The following is a 17,952-nucleotide window of genomic DNA, read 5'->3' on the forward strand; positions in this document are numbered from 1 at the left end:
TCTTTTACGAAAAAGCAAGTCCCTGCTCTTCAAACCATTGAATTTTTTCTCGAACATTGACGACATCACCAACAATAATCATAGAAGGGTTATGATAGCCCTCTCGTTCAATAATGCTAGCAATTTCATCTAGCTTGCCTGTAATGGTACGCTGCTGATCTGTTGTGCCCCATTCAATCACAGCAACTGGGGTAGATGCCTTACGACCATGCTCAATTAACTTTCTAGAAATATAGGCAATATGGCCAACACTCATATAAAAGGCAACTGTATCAATGCCTGTTGCCAGTGCAGACCAGTTTAAAAAGTCTTGCCCCTTTTCTTCACGACCATGACCTGTTACGAGCGCAAAGCTTGTTGCAAAGTCTCGATGTGTAACAGGAATACCTGCATATGCTGGAGCAGCAATTCCAGCAGTTATTCCAGGTACGATTTCATAGGCAATCCCATGATTTTTTAATATCTCGGCTTCCTCAGCACCACGACCAAAAACAAATGGATCTCCTCCCTTTAATCGTGTGACAATTTTGCCCTCCTGCGCTTTTTCAACTAGTAATGCATGAATCTCGTCTTGAATAAGGTGATGCTTGCCAGGTAATTTACCACAGTACACAAGCTCTACATCCTTTTTTGCAAATTCTAGCAATTTAGGATTCACAAGACGATCATAGGCAATAACATCTGCCTTCTGAATACATTCAAGCCCATACACTGTAATAAGCTTGGGGTCTCCTGGTCCAGCTCCCACTAAATAAACCATTCCATCCTTCATTGCACTTCTCCCATCAATAATTGTTGTAAGTAGGCTTCACGTCTATCAATCTCACCTCGACGTGTCCATTCAAGTAAGTTTGGTTCTAGTAATGCTTGTAACGCGGCACGTCTTTGCTGACCTTTTTCAAACTTTGCAGCAATCATCAATCGTGCCTGTTGTAAAAAGCATACGTAGTCATCATATATCTCATCAAATTGTTCTTCGAGATCGGCTTTGATTTTTCTTGCTAATGCTGGACTAGCACCTGACGTTGATACTGTAAGCACTAAGGGACCACGACGTACAGTTGCCGGTGTGATAAAATCACTCTCAGCTTGCGCATCCGCACGATTGATAAGCTGCCAATGCTGAGCAGCTTCTTGTACGGCCTCATTTACTGATGTATCATTTGTCGCAGCAATAATCAGTGATGCATTATCTAAATCACGAGGTTCAAATTCTTTTTCACGCCATGTAATTTGCCCTGCTTCCACCAGTGGCAGCAATGAGTCGTCTAGAGTTGGACTAACTACAACGATATTTGCTTTAGCTGGAAGCAATGATGCTACCTTCTGCGTTGCCACATGCCCGCCTCCAACAATCACTACAGTTTTGTATTCAATATTAATATGGATTGGAAAATAATTAGTCATGATTTTTCACCTTCTTACAAGCTGATAGCCAGTTGTCAACAAGCTTTGGGTTTGATACAAAATGAAAATGTGTATAGCCAGCTACTAGATTTCCTTCTTGATAGCCCTCTTGCTTTTTCCCAAAACGCCCTTTTGTTTGATAGGCAGGCGTATTATGTGAGCCGCTATACGTTGAATAGTGGAATTCATGTCCTTTAGCCTCTTCATCTGTACCTATTAAGAAATTATTTTGAGTGCCAAAAATTTCACGGTAGCCAAGAGCTGCTAGCTTTGTTTGCATCGCAACTTCACCAGGAATAACACCTGCCATATCAAAACGCATACCATCTTTATTTGAAATGGCCTCTGTCAGATACATAAAGCCCCCACACTCCGCTAATGTTGGTAAGCCTTTGGCAATTGCTTCACGAATAGAATTTTTGGCCTCTACATTGTTAGCTAGTGCTTCCGCAAATTCCTCTGGGAAGCCCCCACCAATATAAAGCCCGTCAGCCTCAGCAGGCACAGCTTCATTGGCAAGCGGTGAGAAAAATTGTAGTGTTGCTCCCTTTGCACGTAGTAGCGCTAAGTTTTCTTCATAATAAAAGTTAAATGCTGCATCCTTTGCAACAGCAATACAAATATTTTGCGATGGTTCTTCCGCAAATAGCTGCCCTGCTTCTTGTAAAACAGGAGCCTTTGTTAAGTTCATTAATTGGTCTAGATCTATTGTCTCTGCCATTAATGAACCTAGCTTCTCATAAAATGAATCCAGTTCTCCACGCTCAATTGCAGGCACTAGTCCTAAATGGCGACTAGGGATATCAATTCCTTTCTCACGCTTTAAGTATCCAATAACAGGGATACCACATTCCTGTTCAATCGCAGCCTTCGCAATTTCATAATGACCGACACTGCCAACCTGATTCGCAATCACACCAACTATATTCGGCTTATCAGATAGCAATTGGAAGCCCTTTACAACTGCTGCAACACTTCGAGCCATGCTTGCACAATTAACAATTAAAATGACAGGACTTTCTGTGACAACACTGATGTCTGCAGCAGAGCCTTCATCAGATAAAGGACTTTTACCATCATAGAAGCCCATAACGCCTTCAATAATGGCAACATCTGCATCCATGCTTGCACGCGCAACAATATCTCGTACAGCCTCCTGTGAAAACATCCAGCTATCAATATTTCGTGATACTCTCCCCGTTACAGCTGTGTGGTAGGTTGGATCTATATAATCAGGACCACATTTAAAGCCCTGCACAACTTTTCCCTTATTTTGTAGAGCCTTCATCAGTCCAATAGTGAAAGTTGTTTTACCTACGCCACTGCCTGTACCAGCCAGTACAAAACGATTTGTTTGCATGGACTTCCTCCTTAAAATAGTAATCTAGCAACAGAAATTGTAGCATTGCCTGATTTTTTCTTTTCTAAAATAAGCGAATCTACCTTAGCATAACGCATAGCAGCTGGTTCACTGACACCATAAGCTCCTGTATATTTAAAAACTGTTTCTGAGGGTGATGGGAAATCTATTTCATTTAATTCAGCTGGTGAATAGGTTATAAATTCCCAATCATATTTCTTGGTAATGTCCAAAAAGCATAGCTCATCTTTCTTTAAATCGATTGTGCATAATGCCTTCACACTTTTTTTCGAAAGCTTTAGCTCCGCCAGCGTTTCATCAATGACTTGCTCAATTTCTTCTAGAGATGTCCCGCGATTACAGCCCATACCTAGCACTACCGATTGTGGTCGATAAATCACACCATTTTCAAGCAGTACTTCTTCTTCAGGCTCTATCATACGATCTGTAATTAACAAAGTCGCATGTGGCTTAGCCTTTATTGCTGCCTGTGTGGATGGATAAATTTTAATTTGCTCTGGCATTGGTGTATCACGCATCCACCAATCACGTTCACCCGCTTCCTGAACAATAGCGACATGCTCCTCATTCACAACGGAAGCACTAACAGGTGTCAATTTATCTGCACTATCCCATACCCAGCCAAAACGGGCACCAAATAAATCAACAGGAATCGTTTTTTGTACATCGGAAGCTGTTGTAATTATTGGATTGGCGCCCAGTGCTGCAGCTACTTCATGTGTCAGTTCATTGGCACCACCTAAATGTCCAGATAACACACTAATCACATTTTCACCACGATCATCAATGACAACAACACCTGGGTCCGTTTTTTTATCTTTTAATATTGGGGCAATCATGCGTACAACTGCACCAAGTGAAATGATTAAAATTAAACCTTTATATTGCTTAAAAAGAGTTGGCAATAGTAAGCGCACAGTACCTGTAAACAGTTGAATATGCTTTTCTGCTTCATCACCTTGCTCAAATTTACTCATATAATATAAATCACTTGCCGCGAAAGTATGCTGCAAACGGCGTCCGATTTGAACACCATGCTTTGTGATGGCTACAACAGCATAAGGATTGCGTTGATCAACCTCTGGTAAAACGCCCTCTTGTAATTCAATCACTTGTCTTCACACCTTTTCTAAAACCATGCGTAAAGGTAGCATCATATAATTTCGAACGATATTGATCCTTATCATGAATAGTTGGGTCTAAAGCCCAGCCAGCTAAAATCATCGCATGTTTACGAATACCATTTACACGCATCGCTTCATCTAATTCAACTAATGTTGTACGGACAATTTTTTGGTCTGGCCAAGATGCACGTTGAATAACAGCTACTGGCGTATCATCTGCCCAGCCTGCACTTTGGAGCTCTTTGACAATCTTTTTCGTTAATGTTGCACTAAGGAAGAGAGCAATTGTACAATGATGACTCGCTAAATCACGTAGCTTTTCAAATTCTGGTACAGGTGTACGCCCTTCAGCACGTGTTAAAATAAGTGTTTGCGTTAAATCTGGAATTGTTAATTCTGCACCAATTGCTGCCGCAGAAGCAAAGACAGAGCTCACACCAGGAATCACCTCATAGCCAATGCCTTCCTTCTTTAATAGAGCTACCTGCTCCATAATAGCACCGTACATTGCAGGATCTCCTGTATGCATACGAGCTACTACCTTCCCCGCATTAACACGATCCACCATGACCGCTACCATTTCCTCTAAATGCATACCAGCCGTACGAATTACCTCGGCATCTGGCTTAGCTTTTGCAATTAGCTCCTCATTGACTAATGAATCTGTATACATCACCACGTCTGCTGTTTGTAGCATATGTAAGCCCTTCACTGTAATTAAATCTGGATCACCAGGCCCAGCACCGACAATATAGATTTTCTTCATTATTTACGCACCACCATTAATGTTAAATATTCTAACTCGACACCGTCTAGCTCACGCACATCCCAAATAACTTCCTCGTCAGATGTTACCTTTGTTACAACTGATGCCTTATCAAGTAAATCTAAATCTCGTAGCACCTGTAGCATTAGATCAATAACCTTCGCCACTTTAATAAACACAACTGCATCATGACTTTCAATGGCCTCACGCATTGCATTATAGTCATCATGGGCAGGTATAATGGCAACTTTGTCATCTCCATCCGCTAGTGCAATTCCTAAGCGTGATGCAGAACCATTAAATGAAGAAATACCTGGAACTGTACGAATTTCAACCTCTGGGTGCTTGTCCTGCATCAGCTTCATCATATGAATAAACGTACTATATAATAGAGGATCTCCCTCTGTAACAAATGCGACGTCTTTGCCTTCTTTCAATTTTTCATAAACAAGCTCAACAGATTTTGTCCATTCATGCTCTAATACAGCCTCATCCTTCGTCATTGGAAATACTAGGCCAAGCATATCCTTTTCTTCTGGATTAATATAAACATCCACGATTCGATGTGCATAGCTTTTACTGCCTCTTAACTTTTTTGGATAGGCAATGACTGGTGATTCCTGAATAACACGAAATGCCTTCACTGTAATTAATTCTGGGTCGCCAGGACCTACGCCCAAGCCATATAAAATTCCAAGATTACTCATGATTTTCTTCCTTTCGATATGCAGAAATAATGTAAATAGGATTTAATGGAACAAAGCGTGTCATATCTAAGATTGGTTTACTGCGTGCAAGCTGTGCCTGTAAAATGTCTACAGCATAACCACATGCCTTAAATGCTTCCACTGCCTTATATAAATTTTCGATGGTTGCAGCATTCAGGACAATACGTCCATTTTGCTTTAAGCGTGTGCAGCACAATTGTAAAAGCTCCACCATTTCTCCTCCTGTACCGCCGATAAAAATGGCATCCGGATCAGGAAAGTCTTCAAGTCCTGCTGGCGCTTTACTATGAATAGCTGTAATATCAACACGGAACTTTTGCTGATTTTGCAGGCAATTTTCTAAATCTGGAGCATTTTTCTCCACCGCAAACACTTGACCTTCTGGCGCAAGCTTGCCAGCCTCAATCGCCATTGAACCTGTACAAGTTCCAACATCCCAGATGATACTATCCTTTTGAAGCTGCATTGCCTGCAAGCTTAATACTCTAATTTCCTTTTTTGTAATTAGCCCTTTATCTGGCTTACGCTGTGAGAATTCTTCATCATCAATGCCAAGTGCATAACGCTTTGGCTCTGAAATTTGCTGAAGAATAACGACATTTAAAGGAGAAAAATCAGCTTCTTCTAATTCATCAAGCGAATACCAGCCGAATCTTTCATTTGTACCTTGTAAATTTTCGGCAACAAATGCTCGGTATTCTGTCATGCCAAAATGCTTTAAATAACTTGCTAGTACATTCGGATTGTTTTCCGCATCTGTTAGAAGTGCAACTTTCTTTTTGCCATCAATACGCTGTGCTAAGCCCTTCATGGAGCGCCCATGAATACTTGTGACATAGGCATCCTGCCAGCTTTCCCCCATCTTTGCAAAGGCAAGCTGTACTGAGCTCATATACGGATAAACCTCAATATCTAGCTTTTTAGCTAAGTAACTGCCGATTCCATAAAATAATGGATCACCAGATGCTAGGATTATCGTATTTCTTGTTTCTTCAGATAATTTAGTAACAAGTGCAGAAAGGCCGCCTTTAATCATTATTTTTTCGCCTTTAAAGGTCGGGAAAAATTCCAGAACACGCTCTCCGCCAATAAGTACCTCACAGTTTTCAATCCACTGTAGATATTGCGGCAACAAGCTTTCTTGTCCGTTATCCCCGATCCCAATCAATTTCATTGATTGATGCAATGTCATCAGCCCTTCCTAATAATTGTCCCTGCATCGAATAAATCGATGTGGAAAGCGTTAAACCGCCTTTAATATGGTGTAGTGAGGAATAGCAGCAGGCCTCACATAAATGATGAAAAAATGCATCATAGCCCTTTTCTGCCATAATTTCGCCTACCTGTGAAGCAGTATTGGCCTCCTGTACCGCAGCTATTGTTTCCTCGTCTGCCCCAATATCCTTAGCCAATTGTGCTAAAAAATTAAAATCTATCGGAGCACTTTTGGAATGCACCATCATCACACCTTGCGCGACCTTCGAAAATTTCCCCATCATGCCAACAAGAGAAACTTGCTTAATGCCAAGGCGTTTACAGTGCTTTAAGGTAAAACCAACAAAATCGCCCATTTCAATAAATGCTTCCTCCGATAAATCAGGGTACTGCGCCATTCCGTACTTTTCACTGCGTCCCCCTGTTGTGATGACTAAATGTTCACAGCCAGCTGCCTTAGCAACGCTGATTGCTTGCACTATACTTGCCATATAAGCGGAACTCGAAAAAGGCACGACAGTTCCCCTTGTGCCTAAAATGGAAATACCACCTATAATCCCCAGACGACCATTCAAGGTCTTTTTCGCAATTTCTTCACCTTCTGGGACAGAAATAATAACGTTGACGCCGCGTTTTATTTGAAAATCGTCAAGAACACCCTGTACGGTACTATGAATCATTTTACGAGGTACGGGATTAATAGCTGCTTCTCCAACTGGTACTGGTAAGCCGGGCTTCGTTACGCGCCCGACACCAATTCCTCCATCAAGATGAATGCCGGGTGTATCTGCCCAGCTCACTGTGCCAATAATAAGTGCTTTATGTGTAGCATCTGGATCATCCCCAGCATCCTTAATGGTTTCACAGCTTACCGCATTGTTTTCAAACATACAATTTTCGATTGTAAAGGTTGCATCTCGCCCAATTGGCAAATGAATTGTACTTGTTTCCTGCTCTTCATTTGTAATTAGGGCAAGCAATGCTGCCTTTGCCACTGCAGTTGCACAGGCTCCCGTTGTATAACCGTGACGCATGTCTTTGGGATCCTTTTTTGGCTTCCGCTCCATTATTTTTTCGCCTGTTCATCCGCTAAAAGTGAGATTGCATTCAAAGCGGCAACCGTCACTGTACTACCGCCTTTACGGCCAACATTCGTAATATACGGAATACCTTCTAGTTTTAATAATTCCTCTTTTGACTCAGCTGCAGATACAAAGCCAACTGGCATACCGATAATTAGATCTGGCTTTGCTAAGCCCTCTTTAATTAAACGGATTAACTCTAGCAATGCCGTTGGTGCATTACCAATGGCATAAATACCACCTTCATGTAATTTAGAAGCTTTTTGCATGGAGATAATAGCACGTGTTGTGTTTTGTTTTTTGGCTTCTACTGATACGTCTTCATCTGCGATATAGCAGTGTAGATCCCCACCATGCTTTTGAAAGCGTTTTTTGCCTGAGCCACTTTCAATCATTTGCACATCAGCTATCACATGGCGACCTGCAAGAATTGACTTGATACCTGCCTCAATTGCCTCTGGAGTAATAATAACGCTACGACCAAGCTCAAAATCAGCAGATGCATGAATGATACGACGAACGACCTTCCACTCATCCTCTGAGAAATCATGCTCTCCCATTTCTTCTGCAATAATTGAAAAACTGTAATCGTAAATTTTATCTGGGTCTACTGTTAATGGTTTGAAATCTGTTTTAAAATCCATCTGAATTGCCTCCTAAAGTGTGAGTTGTACAGCCTGTAGTACTTCCGTAAATGTAGAATACTGCTGGCCATACTTTATATTTGGTCTTGCAATTAATATTGTTTCAATGCCACATGCAAGTGCTGCCTCTAGCTTTTCATCCACTGAGCCAACCTTGCCACTCTCCTTCGTAATCATCAATGTCACATCATATTGACGAAAAAGCGCTTCGTTTAATTCCTTTGAAAAAGGTCCCTGTATAGCGACTATATCTCTTTGCGCCACACCAAGTGCCTCACATTTTTCCATGTTATCGAGTCTAGGTAGCATACGTGCAATCACCCTTGTATTCTCTAAGCCTTGTAAAATCTTAGTAAATGTCGCAAGCGTTTTACTGCCTGTCGTTAGCATAATGACACCACGTTTTTCTGCCGCTAAGTGAGCAGCCTCCTCATAATCTTTTACTATTGTAATAAGGGGATGAGAATAATGTTCATGTGCTCGTTCATAGCGAATATATGGTATATTTGCTTGCTCCGCTGCTGCCATGGCATTTTTGGAAGCTTCCTCAGCAAATGGGTGAGAGGCATCTACAACTAAACGATACCCTTGTTCTGTCAAAATTGTCGTCATTTCCTCAGCTGTTAATCGTCCAACTAAATGAGGTAGACCCACCTCAGCAAGGCTAGAGGCTGCTGATTCAGTAACGACTGTTGCCGTTACATCATATCCTGCTGACTGTATTTCAAGAGCTAAGTTTCTGGCATCACTCGTTCCTGCTAACATGAAAATCATTTCACAGACTCCTCTTCATGGTGGTGGTCATGTTCGTGATGGTCGTGATCATGATCGTGGTCATGATGGTGATGATGATGCGCATGACCATGTACCGCCGCATAAGCTCGATAATTTTCTAAATCCTGCATACCTGTTGATGTCCCATTTACAGCCTGCTCAATACGCTCTAGTAGCACATTTTGCAAACGTTCATGATACCCAAAATAGTCAGCAATTTGAATATCACAATCTGGATATTTGTCGTTAAATTGTTTACACATACCATTCATGCGCTCCATCAGGATGCCCGTGAATAAAAAGTATGGAAGCATAATGATTTTTTTAGCACCTAGCTTAACACAGCGCTCAATTCCCTCTTCGACACGAGGGTCCGTTACTCCCATAAAGGCACTTTCAACATATTTGACAGGCAATTTTTCCCATAACAGACGTGTGATTTTATAAAAATCACCATTTGCAGCTGGATCACTGCCGCCTCGTGCAATTAATAAAATAGCTGTATCCTGTTGTTCCTCTGTAGCATTGAAGCCGATTTCAGCTAAACGATCCTCTAAAATAGCAAATATCTCTTCATGGACACCTATCGTTTGACCATATGTGAATGTAATATGTGGATAATGCTCACGCGCATGTTCGATTTCTGCTGGAATATGTAGCTTTGAATGCCCAGCATGAAGAAGAATAATTGGAATCACATGCACCTCTGTTGCACCCTTCTTCACACAGTTTGTTATACCCTCTTCAATGTTTGGAGAAGCAAACTCCAAGAAACACGTTTCTACTAAGAAGCTATCATCAATACGAGGTGTCATTTGCTCGATAAATGTACGCACCTCATCATTTCCTGCTGCTAAACGGCTCCCATGGCCGACAAATAAAATTGCTTTCATCTCATAACTCCTCACTAGTCACCGCATGGAGCGGGCTCTACTTTTATTTTTGAAGACATATCCTGATACGTGAAGTGCAGAATCTTTTTCACACGCTTAAAATACTTAAACAGACGTTCATTTGGATGGGCATTTGCTTTATACTCCTCAATGATGTCCGTAATGAGCGGAATAAGTTGTTCAGGCTCTAGGCCCTCTACAACTGGCTGTGCAGCATGTGCTGTACGACCTACTGGCTTTGCCCCAATAAAAACATCGAACTTGCTTTTACGATAAACAATACCAATATCATCAAATACTGCTCGATAGCACGCCATACCGCAGCCATTAAAGCCAATATTCAAGGTTTTTGGTAAAGACATTCCACCAAGCTTCTCCTGAATCTCCTCCGCATATGGAATCGAATCAACCTTTTCTCCGTAACAGAAGTCACAAGCCTTTAATGATAGTACATCTCCAATCGGCGCCAGTAAAAAACCAACCTCACGAAGCTTTGCTGTAATTTCTTCTGGGTCCGTTGTTGGGATTTTTAAATGGATTTGATGGTCAGGTGTGTATTCCATCGTTCCATCCTCTCCAACAACCTCTGCTAGCGTCATCATCTGTTGCGGAGTGAAAAATTTATTGGCTACTCCTGGGCTTACAGCTAATTCAAAGATAGATTCGATTTTTTGTTGCACAAGCTTTGGTGTTATCTTTACCTCACTTGTTCCCTTGACCATAGCTAACGCTGCTGTCGCCATCTCAAGTGAAGTTTTTTTTTGCTTAGTATTAGGTGTGATGGCTAAACTGGGCTCAATACGATTGGCGTTGGGATCTGCTGCAAAGTCATTGCGTGCCTCTCCAGTTTCTTGATTCATTGCCCATGGTTCATTTTCTTCCCTTAAACGTTGATGTGGACGTAATGGCTGCTTTTCCTCACCAAGTGTGTATTTGCGCTGATAGCCGCGTGGTGTAATCATTTTATTATCATAGAAAAACGTCGATGAATTTCCGATAATAACTGTTGTCAGCATTCCAATATCATGCTCTAGCATTTCTGCTAAAGTTGTCATTGTAACTTCCTGACGATCACGATAAGCGCTTTTGACAAGTCCCACTGGTGTATCAGGTGAACGATATTCTAATAAAATGCGTTGGGCCTCCACAATTTGTCTTGTACGTCGACCACTTTTTGGGTTATACAGAGCAATCACAAAATCCGCCATTGCTGCTGCCTCCACACGCTTCGCAATTAAATTCCAAGGTGTTAGGTGATCACTTAAACTGATCGTACAAGCGTCATGCATAATTGGCGCACCTAGTAAACTTGCACATGAATTGATAGCAGAAATACCTGGAACAATTTCTACCTCTACACCAGTTGCTTCCGTCCAACCAAGCTCGATTAATACCTCATACACTAATCCTGCCATGCCATAAACACCAGAATCACCGCTGGAAATAACAGATACGATATTCCCTGCCTCCGCTTGGCGTACCGCTTCCTGTGCACGAGATACTTCCTCCGTCATACCTGTACTAACAATGGATTTTGCATTAACTAAGTCTTGAATAAGCTCTACATATGTTTTATAGCCTATGATCATATCACTCTGTTGCAATGCCTCCACTGCCCGATGCGTAATATGATTAAAATCACCAGGCCCAAAGCCAACTACGAAAATCTTCCCTTTTTGCGCCATTTTGTTACCCCTCTTTCACCTTTTCGATGCCTTTAATGGCTGTTGTTTGTGCTGTCCGCTGCAATGTACCCTCCCGAAGTGTAAAAACATGTTCATGATGCAGTGACTCATGATGTAAATCCTGCACAAGTGCCCTCGCATGCTCAGTTGTTGGCACACGGTACCAATTTCCTTGCGGATAAGCAATGACAACACAGGCATCCTTACATCTGCCGTTACAGCGTGTCCGTGTTGTATGTATTTTTTTATCAAGTGCCTGCAACTGTATTTCATCACGAATTGCTTGTGTAATTTCCTCCGCTTCTTTTTTCATACAGCTGCTGCCATTGCAAATAAAAAGATGGGTTTGCATCCCTTCTAAATTCCAAGTAGTCATCGTTGTTCTCCCCCTCAATACTTTTAGGAACAAAGAAAAACCTTTACTCTAATCGAAGAGTAAAGGTTTAGTAGAAGCCAAATAAAGTCGAATAAATTACAGGTACTCGCCTTTGCTTCAACTTCTCCCTCCGAAAAGTTTGCATGCATTATTACATAAGCAGGTTTCCTGACTTAAGCTTCCATTTACTTTCGCGCCTTCCCAAGTTTGCACTAGTGGCATTTGCGATTTCATCAGCTATTACAGTAGCGGGGGCTGTATCGGATTTTCACCAATTTCCCTATTATCTTGAAAATATTCAAGCACTTATGTATGTTTATATATCAAATTTGTATGTTTTACATGAATTGAAAACTGTCTCTATCATATCTTATAATTTTAAAATTTCAATATTTCTCACTAAAATCATGACAATTTTATTAAAATTTCATCAAAAATTTCATAGAATAAAGAAAAATTCTCTTTTATTTTATCAGAATTTTCTACATTGCACCTCAATTAAAAAAATTTTTTTCTTAAAAAAGATAGCCTCATGATGGAAAATCATGTTACACTTTGTCGTGAAATCTCACAACTTCATCTTTTTTCGGTGCGAAGTGCTTATCATTTTGCTTAAAAGGGAAGCCGGTTCAAGTCCGGCGCGGTCCCGCCACTGTACTAGGGAGTTTTATAGAGAATGCCACTGTCCAACGGATGGGAAGGCCTATAAAACGAGGAACTAAAGCCAGGAGACCTGCCGAAAAGAATGTGAACGTTTCAACCTACGAGGATAGGTGTGCGGCTTAGTAGAATCGAATTCTATTTGTTTTTTAGCTATGCACTTTTCCAATATGGAGAAGTGTTTTTTTATTTTCGCACGCTTTTTCAAAAACTATAAGTGAGGAGGAGAAATTTTGAAATTCTCAGGCTGGAAACTTAGTTATTTCTTATTGGCATTTTTATTTGTGCCAAATCGTGCATTTGCCATGCATATAATGGAGGGCTTTTTGCCAATTGAATGGGCCATTTTTTGGTGGGTTGTATCCATTCCATTTATTATTTTAGGATTACGTTCAATTCGCAAAACCATTGATGCAAACCCTGAAACAAAAATGATATTAGGGCTATCAGGCGCTTTTGCTTTTGTGCTATCAGCATTAAAGATACCGTCTGTAACAGGAAGCTGCTCGCATCCAACAGGTGTTGGGCTTGGTACAGTTCTGTTTGGACCATTAGCAATGAGCGTAATTGGAACAATTGTATTACTATTCCAAGCTTTACTTTTAGCACATGGAGGACTTACAACTTTAGGAGCAAACGCTTTTTCCATGGCAGTTGTTGGTCCAATTATTGCTTATTATGTATTTAAAGGCTCGCAAAAAATGGGTCTATCATTTTCTTTAGCTGTGTTCTTAGCTGCTATGCTTGGTGACTTAGGTACATATATTGTCACTTCAGTACAACTAGCTCTTGCTTTCCCTTCTGAGGTTGGTGGCTTTATGGCATCATTCTCAAAATTCGCGGGTATTTTTGCATTAACACAAATCCCTCTAGCTGTTAGTGAAGGAATTTTAACAGTAGTCGTGATGAATTTCTTGAAAAAATACAATGTAAGCGAATTAAAAGCTTTACGTGTTTTCTCAACAAAGGAGGCACATTAGAATGAAAAAAAACTTATTACTGCTTGCAATTGTTGTATTATTAGCCATTGTCCCATTATTCATACAAAAAGGTGCTGAATTCGAAGGAGCAGATGGTGAGGCGGAGGCGGCAATTGGTGAAATAAATGCTGAATACGAACCATGGTTTGAAAGCTTATGGGAACCACCAAGTGGAGAAATTGAAAGCTTATTATTCGCACTACAAGCTGCTATAGGTGCTGGATTTATCGGATACTTTATCGGCTTAATGCGCGGCAAACATAAAGAAGGTTAAGTATGTTGCTCATTGATAAGTATGCATATATGAATAAGCTAGCGTCTGTTCATCCGCTAGAAAAAATGATGTTTTCTTTTGGACTATTATTATTGTCGCTTATCATGAGAGATGAACGAATTTCACTCATTACATTTATTGTAATGAGTGCTTTTATCATTATAAGCGCAAAAATTCCTGTTAAATATTATTTTAAACTATTATTGTTACCTGGATTTTTTTTACTATCTAGCTTATTATCTATTTTAATATCTATAGCCCCGGCGACAAGCATGCTACCTGAACATATCTGGTCATTTTCTATTAATAATTGGACAATTTTTGTAGGCAACGCAAGCATAGTGACAGCACAGCAACTTTTTTTCATCGTTCTTGGAAGTGTCAGTTGTTTATATTTTTTAATCCTAACAACATCTGTACAGTCTATTTGTCATGTGTTGAGACAATGTAGAATTCCTGCTTTGTTTGTTGAGCTGGTAGAATTAACATATCGATTTATTTTTATTTTTTTAGACAGTATGCAAAAAATTCACCTTGCTCAGCAGGCTCGACTTGGTTATCACTCACCTGCCCAGTGGCTACGCTCTGTATCTATGCTTATCGCCGCTTTATTTGCTGAAATGTTCCAACGAAGCCGTGAGCTTAATAATGCCATGCAAGCACGTGGTGGCGAAGCGGTCTATTGGCAGGAGAATGCAACCTATAGCATGAAAAACTGGCTGGGTATTGCCGCTATCTTACTATTCCTCATCGTGTATGGAGGTTTTTTCTAATGACAACAGACTTATACTTTGAACTAAATCAGCTTTCTTACGCCTATGCAGATGGAACGCACGCCCTAACAAATATTAGCCTCCAAATTCCGAAGGGCAAAAAAATCGCCCTACTAGGTCATAACGGAGCAGGAAAATCGACTTTATTTCAGCATCTCAATGGCATTCTCAAGCCAACTTCTGGAAATATAGCCTTTTGTGGCAAGGCTCTTAATTATAGTAGAAAAGCATTAAAAGAATTACGTCAACAGGTTGGCATAGTTTTTCAGGATGCAGACAATCAGTTGTTTTCTGGTACAGTGAAGCAGGATATTGCATTTGGACCTTTGAACCTCGGCTGGACCACTGAAAAAATTGAAGAGAAAATTGCTTGGGCAGTAGCACAAACTGAGGTGGAAGCACTACTCGATAAACCAATACATTTTTTAAGTGTAGGTCAAAAAAAGCGGGTAGCTATGGCAGGCGTACTAGCGATGGAGCCAACTGTTTTATTATTAGACGAGCCTACCGCAGGACTCGATAATTATTATGCTGCACAAGTTTTACAGTATTTAGCTAAATTAGAAAATGGGAATCGTACCATTTTAATGGCGACCCATGACATCCCATTGGCCTATGAATGGGCAGATCAAATAATTGTTATGGAGGGTGGAAAAATCATCTATAACGGGGACCCTGTTGAGATGTTTTATCAAGAGGAGTTACTTCAACGAGCCCATCTGGAACGTCCCTGGGTCTTTGAAATGGCGCTTGCTTTACAGCGAAAAAAATTATTGAATGAAAACATTAAGCTGCCTCGTTCAAAAGATGATTTACAGAAACTGATTGAGCAGATTTGAGTATTTGTATCTGAGCTGTTTTTGAGAGAATCGGAGCTTTTTACTTTCGCACCTGAGCGTTTCTTGAAGGGTACCGAGCTTTTTGTTTTTGAACCCGAGCGTTTCTTGAGGAGACCCGAGCTCTTTGCTTTCATACCCGAGCGTTTCTTGGGGAAACCGAGCTTTTTGCTTTCATACCCGAGCGTTTCTTGAGGAGACCCGAGCTCTTTGCTTTCATACCTGAGCGTTTCTTGAGGAGACCCGAGCTCTTTGCTTTCATACCCGAGCTTTTTGTTTTCTGACCTGAGCGTTTCTTGGGGGAAACCGAGCGTTTCTTGAGGGGACCCGAGCTTTTTGCTTTCGTACCTGAGTGTTTTTTCTTGCACCATATAGGAAATGACCAATTTAACAAGAAAAGCATCTTCGCCCCTATCGACGAGATGCTTTTTTCTTAATCAAAATACTTTACGTAATTACAATATTGATCTTGTTTCATATGAAGATTTTCGTATAGCTTCCGCGCATTAATATTATCGGTGGCAGTTTGAAGTGTGACATAACGAGCAGACTGCTGCTCACAATATTGAAATACCTTTTGCATTAATGCCGTGCCTACCCCTAAGCCCCTCGCATCTTCATTCACATATATATCATTTAAAATATATGCACGCTGTAAAGCAATGGAAGAAAAGGTAGGATATAATTGTGTAAATCCCACTGGCTTGTCATTTTCTACAGCTATAAAAATAATAGATTCCTTCAAAGCCATTCGTAATTGTAAAAATGCCTTTGCACTGCTTCGATCTGATTCAATCCCATAGAATTGGCGGTATTCATCAAAAAGCACTGCTACCTCTTCTAATTCATTCATTGTTGCTTGAAATATGTTCATGCTGCTCTCCCCTTATGTCTACCCATGATTGTCAAAAAATATGAATCTAGCTCTCATTATAAAGGAAATAATCGGATAAAGAAAAGAATTCCCCACAAATTCGAGCAAGTATCACATTAGAGTGGCTTTTCCTGTAAATATTAAGCAACTTTTTTCAATATATGCTTCCAATTTAATTCTGTTCTTGCAAATGCTTGGAGCTGCTCACATGTATCTGCTAATAATTGCTCCTGCTTTGTTACTTGCTGTAATGTTTGCGCTACGCTTTCCCAATCATGCGTTAGGTGAATCGTGCCGAATCATTGATGATACATGTACATAGCACTCCACCAGGAAGGTTAAACTAAATATTTCTGGACGGGAGTTACTACTCTCACACTAGCAAAGGCGAAAGAGCGTGCCACATTTGAAGGTATTACAGGCCTATATCACCTTGTTAACAATCAGAGTAATTCAAAGAACGATCTTTTGCAGCTATTCAATAAACACTTTAAGGACAATCAAGTAACCATCCATCCTTGTCAACTTCCAAACGTCGATAAAACGCTTATCAATACTGGAAACGATTTTTCATTTGTTGTCCCCGACTATAGGGAGATGATCATTGAAATGAAGCATTGGGTAATAGTTCATAAAGATTTACACCCTCACTATTTTAAATAAAGAAAAACTTTGCTAAATCTACTAGCTTTAACAGTTATGTAGATTCTTTTTGTAGAGGCTAATGAATAATTTTTCCTTGCGGTAATCGCTCATCCTTCATCCAATTCTCAACAAAATGATTAAAGAACGCAGGATTTGCCAAAGATACTCCATGCCCCATATTAGATAGCACCACACCTTTACAATTGGGATTACGATTAACTAGCAGTCTAGCAGATTTTTTCATGATCCCCTTTTCCTTTTCACCAACTGTTACCAAAATCTTGCAGCTAGCTTGAGAAAAGTTTTCAGGGATTGCAAAGGACATATTTTCTTGCAGAATATTCGTAAGTGTTTCTACTTTCATTTTTAAACTCTCTTGATAATATTGGTGAAAATATTCTTGATCTATATACAATGCCTTAGCTTGAAGTTTTGCGAACGATTTATTTTTTATTAGAGGAAAAGATAATGTAATGAATGGTCCCATCAGCTTTTTTGTAATTAGAGAAGGTATTACTAAAGCACTATTAACAATTGCATTATCTATCAATTGAGCATTTAAGCTTAGCATTTTTACGATAATTTGAGCACCTAAAGAAAAACCGATTACTGTGACATGTTTACCTTGTGCTTTTTCTTCTATTATTTTTAGGAGCTTCCTTGCACACTCTTCAATTGAAAAATCAATATCATCATCTATTAATTCTGGCACAATACAGTGAAAGTTAGAAAAATGTCGGACTTGTTTATCCCACATCCATCCTCCAACGCCACCACCATGAATAAACATCATAAAAGTATTATGTTCACTACCATATTCTTGATAATCCATGAC

The 17,952-nt window shown here is 40.2% G+C and carries 19 protein-coding genes and 2 riboswitches; of the genes, 4 read left to right on the forward strand and 15 right to left on the reverse strand.

What is annotated here, in order from left to right:
* Positions 1 to 4: 4 nt before the first annotated feature.
* From cobA to ACQKIM_RS03590, 13 genes are read right to left on the reverse strand one after another with little or no spacing between them, the layout of a single operon-like run.
* Complete coding sequence (gene cobA, locus ACQKIM_RS03530) at positions 5 to 772, reverse strand: uroporphyrinogen-III C-methyltransferase (protein ID WP_427539133.1); 768 nt, start codon at positions 770 to 772, stop codon at positions 5 to 7.
* Complete coding sequence (locus ACQKIM_RS03535; protein WP_427539136.1) at positions 769 to 1,407, reverse strand: precorrin-2 dehydrogenase/sirohydrochlorin ferrochelatase family protein; 639 nt, start codon at positions 1,405 to 1,407, stop codon at positions 769 to 771. The genes cobA and ACQKIM_RS03535 overlap by 4 nt, the downstream gene beginning before the upstream one ends.
* Positions 1,400 to 2,767: a cobyrinate a,c-diamide synthase gene (locus tag ACQKIM_RS03540; protein ID WP_427539139.1), complete on the reverse strand. Its 1,368-nt coding sequence runs from the start codon at positions 2,765 to 2,767 to the stop codon at positions 1,400 to 1,402. Before ACQKIM_RS03540 ends, ACQKIM_RS03535 begins: the two co-directional genes overlap by 8 nt.
* An 11-nt stretch (positions 2,768 to 2,778) precedes the next feature.
* Positions 2,779 to 3,900 (reverse strand): cobalt-precorrin 5A hydrolase, encoded by a 1,122-nt coding sequence (locus ACQKIM_RS03545; protein WP_427539142.1) that lies wholly within the window; start codon positions 3,898 to 3,900, stop codon positions 2,779 to 2,781.
* Positions 3,893 to 4,678: a precorrin-4 C(11)-methyltransferase gene (gene cobM, locus ACQKIM_RS03550; RefSeq protein WP_427539145.1), complete on the reverse strand. Its 786-nt coding sequence runs from the start codon at positions 4,676 to 4,678 to the stop codon at positions 3,893 to 3,895. The genes ACQKIM_RS03545 and cobM overlap by 8 nt, the downstream gene beginning before the upstream one ends.
* On the reverse strand, positions 4,678 to 5,385 hold the full coding sequence (gene cobI, locus ACQKIM_RS03555) for a precorrin-2 C(20)-methyltransferase (protein ID WP_427539148.1): 708 nt from the start codon (positions 5,383 to 5,385) through the stop codon (positions 4,678 to 4,680). Before cobI ends, cobM begins: the two co-directional genes overlap by 1 nt.
* Positions 5,378 to 6,598, reverse strand: coding sequence for a precorrin-6y C5,15-methyltransferase (decarboxylating) subunit CbiE (gene cbiE, locus ACQKIM_RS03560; protein ID WP_427539151.1), 1,221 nt, complete (start codon positions 6,596 to 6,598; stop codon positions 5,378 to 5,380). Before cbiE ends, cobI begins: the two co-directional genes overlap by 8 nt.
* Positions 6,555 to 7,688 carry a cobalt-precorrin-5B (C(1))-methyltransferase gene (locus tag ACQKIM_RS03565; RefSeq protein WP_427539154.1) on the reverse strand — a complete coding sequence of 378 codons (1,134 nt, stop codon included), beginning with the start codon at positions 7,686 to 7,688 and terminating at the stop codon, positions 6,555 to 6,557. The genes cbiE and ACQKIM_RS03565 overlap by 44 nt, the downstream gene beginning before the upstream one ends.
* Positions 7,688 to 8,347: a precorrin-8X methylmutase gene (locus ACQKIM_RS03570; protein ID WP_427539157.1), complete on the reverse strand. Its 660-nt coding sequence runs from the start codon at positions 8,345 to 8,347 to the stop codon at positions 7,688 to 7,690. The genes ACQKIM_RS03565 and ACQKIM_RS03570 overlap by 1 nt, the downstream gene beginning before the upstream one ends.
* A gap of 12 nt (positions 8,348 to 8,359) precedes the next feature.
* Positions 8,360 to 9,121 (reverse strand): precorrin-6A reductase, encoded by a 762-nt coding sequence (gene cobK, locus ACQKIM_RS03575; RefSeq protein WP_427539159.1) that lies wholly within the window; start codon positions 9,119 to 9,121, stop codon positions 8,360 to 8,362.
* Positions 9,118 to 10,014 (reverse strand): sirohydrochlorin chelatase, encoded by an 897-nt coding sequence (locus tag ACQKIM_RS03580; protein WP_427539162.1) that lies wholly within the window; start codon positions 10,012 to 10,014, stop codon positions 9,118 to 9,120. Before ACQKIM_RS03580 ends, cobK begins: the two co-directional genes overlap by 4 nt.
* A 14-nt stretch (positions 10,015 to 10,028) precedes the next feature.
* The gene (gene cobJ, locus ACQKIM_RS03585) at positions 10,029 to 11,699 is read right to left on the reverse strand and encodes a precorrin-3B C(17)-methyltransferase (protein ID WP_427539165.1); all 1,671 of its coding nucleotides are present in this window, start codon (positions 11,697 to 11,699) and stop codon (positions 10,029 to 10,031) included.
* Between the two features lie 4 nt (positions 11,700 to 11,703).
* Positions 11,704 to 12,075 (reverse strand): (2Fe-2S) ferredoxin domain-containing protein, encoded by a 372-nt coding sequence (locus ACQKIM_RS03590; RefSeq protein WP_313373222.1) that lies wholly within the window; start codon positions 12,073 to 12,075, stop codon positions 11,704 to 11,706.
* 141 nt (positions 12,076 to 12,216) lie between these two features.
* A riboswitch (cobalamin riboswitch) is annotated at positions 12,217 to 12,400 on the reverse strand.
* Between the two features lie 245 nt (positions 12,401 to 12,645).
* A riboswitch (cobalamin riboswitch) is annotated at positions 12,646 to 12,830 on the forward strand.
* Positions 12,831 to 12,968: 138 nt separating this feature from the next.
* Between ACQKIM_RS03590 and ACQKIM_RS03595 the strand changes: the two genes are divergently transcribed.
* The 4 genes from ACQKIM_RS03595 to ACQKIM_RS03610 are packed head-to-tail and all read left to right on the forward strand — an operon-like array spanning position 12,969 to position 15,601.
* A complete protein-coding gene (locus tag ACQKIM_RS03595; protein ID WP_427539168.1) occupies positions 12,969 to 13,715 on the forward strand; it encodes an energy-coupling factor ABC transporter permease in 747 nt (248 codons plus the stop codon).
* 1 nt (position 13,716) lies between these two features.
* The gene (locus ACQKIM_RS03600; protein ID WP_427539171.1) at positions 13,717 to 13,989 is read left to right on the forward strand and encodes an energy-coupling factor ABC transporter substrate-binding protein; all 273 of its coding nucleotides are present in this window, start codon (positions 13,717 to 13,719) and stop codon (positions 13,987 to 13,989) included.
* Positions 13,990 to 13,991: 2 nt separating this feature from the next.
* Entirely contained in the window at positions 13,992 to 14,762 is a 771-nt protein-coding gene (gene cbiQ / locus ACQKIM_RS03605; RefSeq protein WP_427539174.1) for a cobalt ECF transporter T component CbiQ, read from the forward strand.
* Positions 14,762 to 15,601, forward strand: a complete 840-nt coding sequence (locus tag ACQKIM_RS03610) for an energy-coupling factor ABC transporter ATP-binding protein (protein ID WP_427539177.1) — start codon at positions 14,762 to 14,764, stop codon at positions 15,599 to 15,601. Before cbiQ ends, ACQKIM_RS03610 begins: the two co-directional genes overlap by 1 nt.
* A gap of 430 nt (positions 15,602 to 16,031) precedes the next feature.
* Here ACQKIM_RS03610 and ACQKIM_RS03615 read toward each other — a convergent pair whose 3' ends face one another.
* Together ACQKIM_RS03615 and ACQKIM_RS03620 are read right to left on the reverse strand one after the other, a co-directional pair.
* Complete coding sequence (locus ACQKIM_RS03615; RefSeq protein ID WP_427539180.1) at positions 16,032 to 16,472, reverse strand: N-acetyltransferase family protein; 441 nt, start codon at positions 16,470 to 16,472, stop codon at positions 16,032 to 16,034.
* A 721-nt stretch (positions 16,473 to 17,193) separates the two neighbouring features.
* Positions 17,194 to 17,949 carry an alpha/beta fold hydrolase gene (locus tag ACQKIM_RS03620; protein WP_427539183.1) on the reverse strand — a complete coding sequence of 252 codons (756 nt, stop codon included), beginning with the start codon at positions 17,947 to 17,949 and terminating at the stop codon, positions 17,194 to 17,196.
* Positions 17,950 to 17,952: the final 3 nt, after the last annotated feature.

Source organism: Lysinibacillus sp. NPDC047702 (assembly GCF_050272555.1).
Lineage (GTDB): Bacteria > Bacillota > Bacilli > Bacillales_A > Planococcaceae > Lysinibacillus.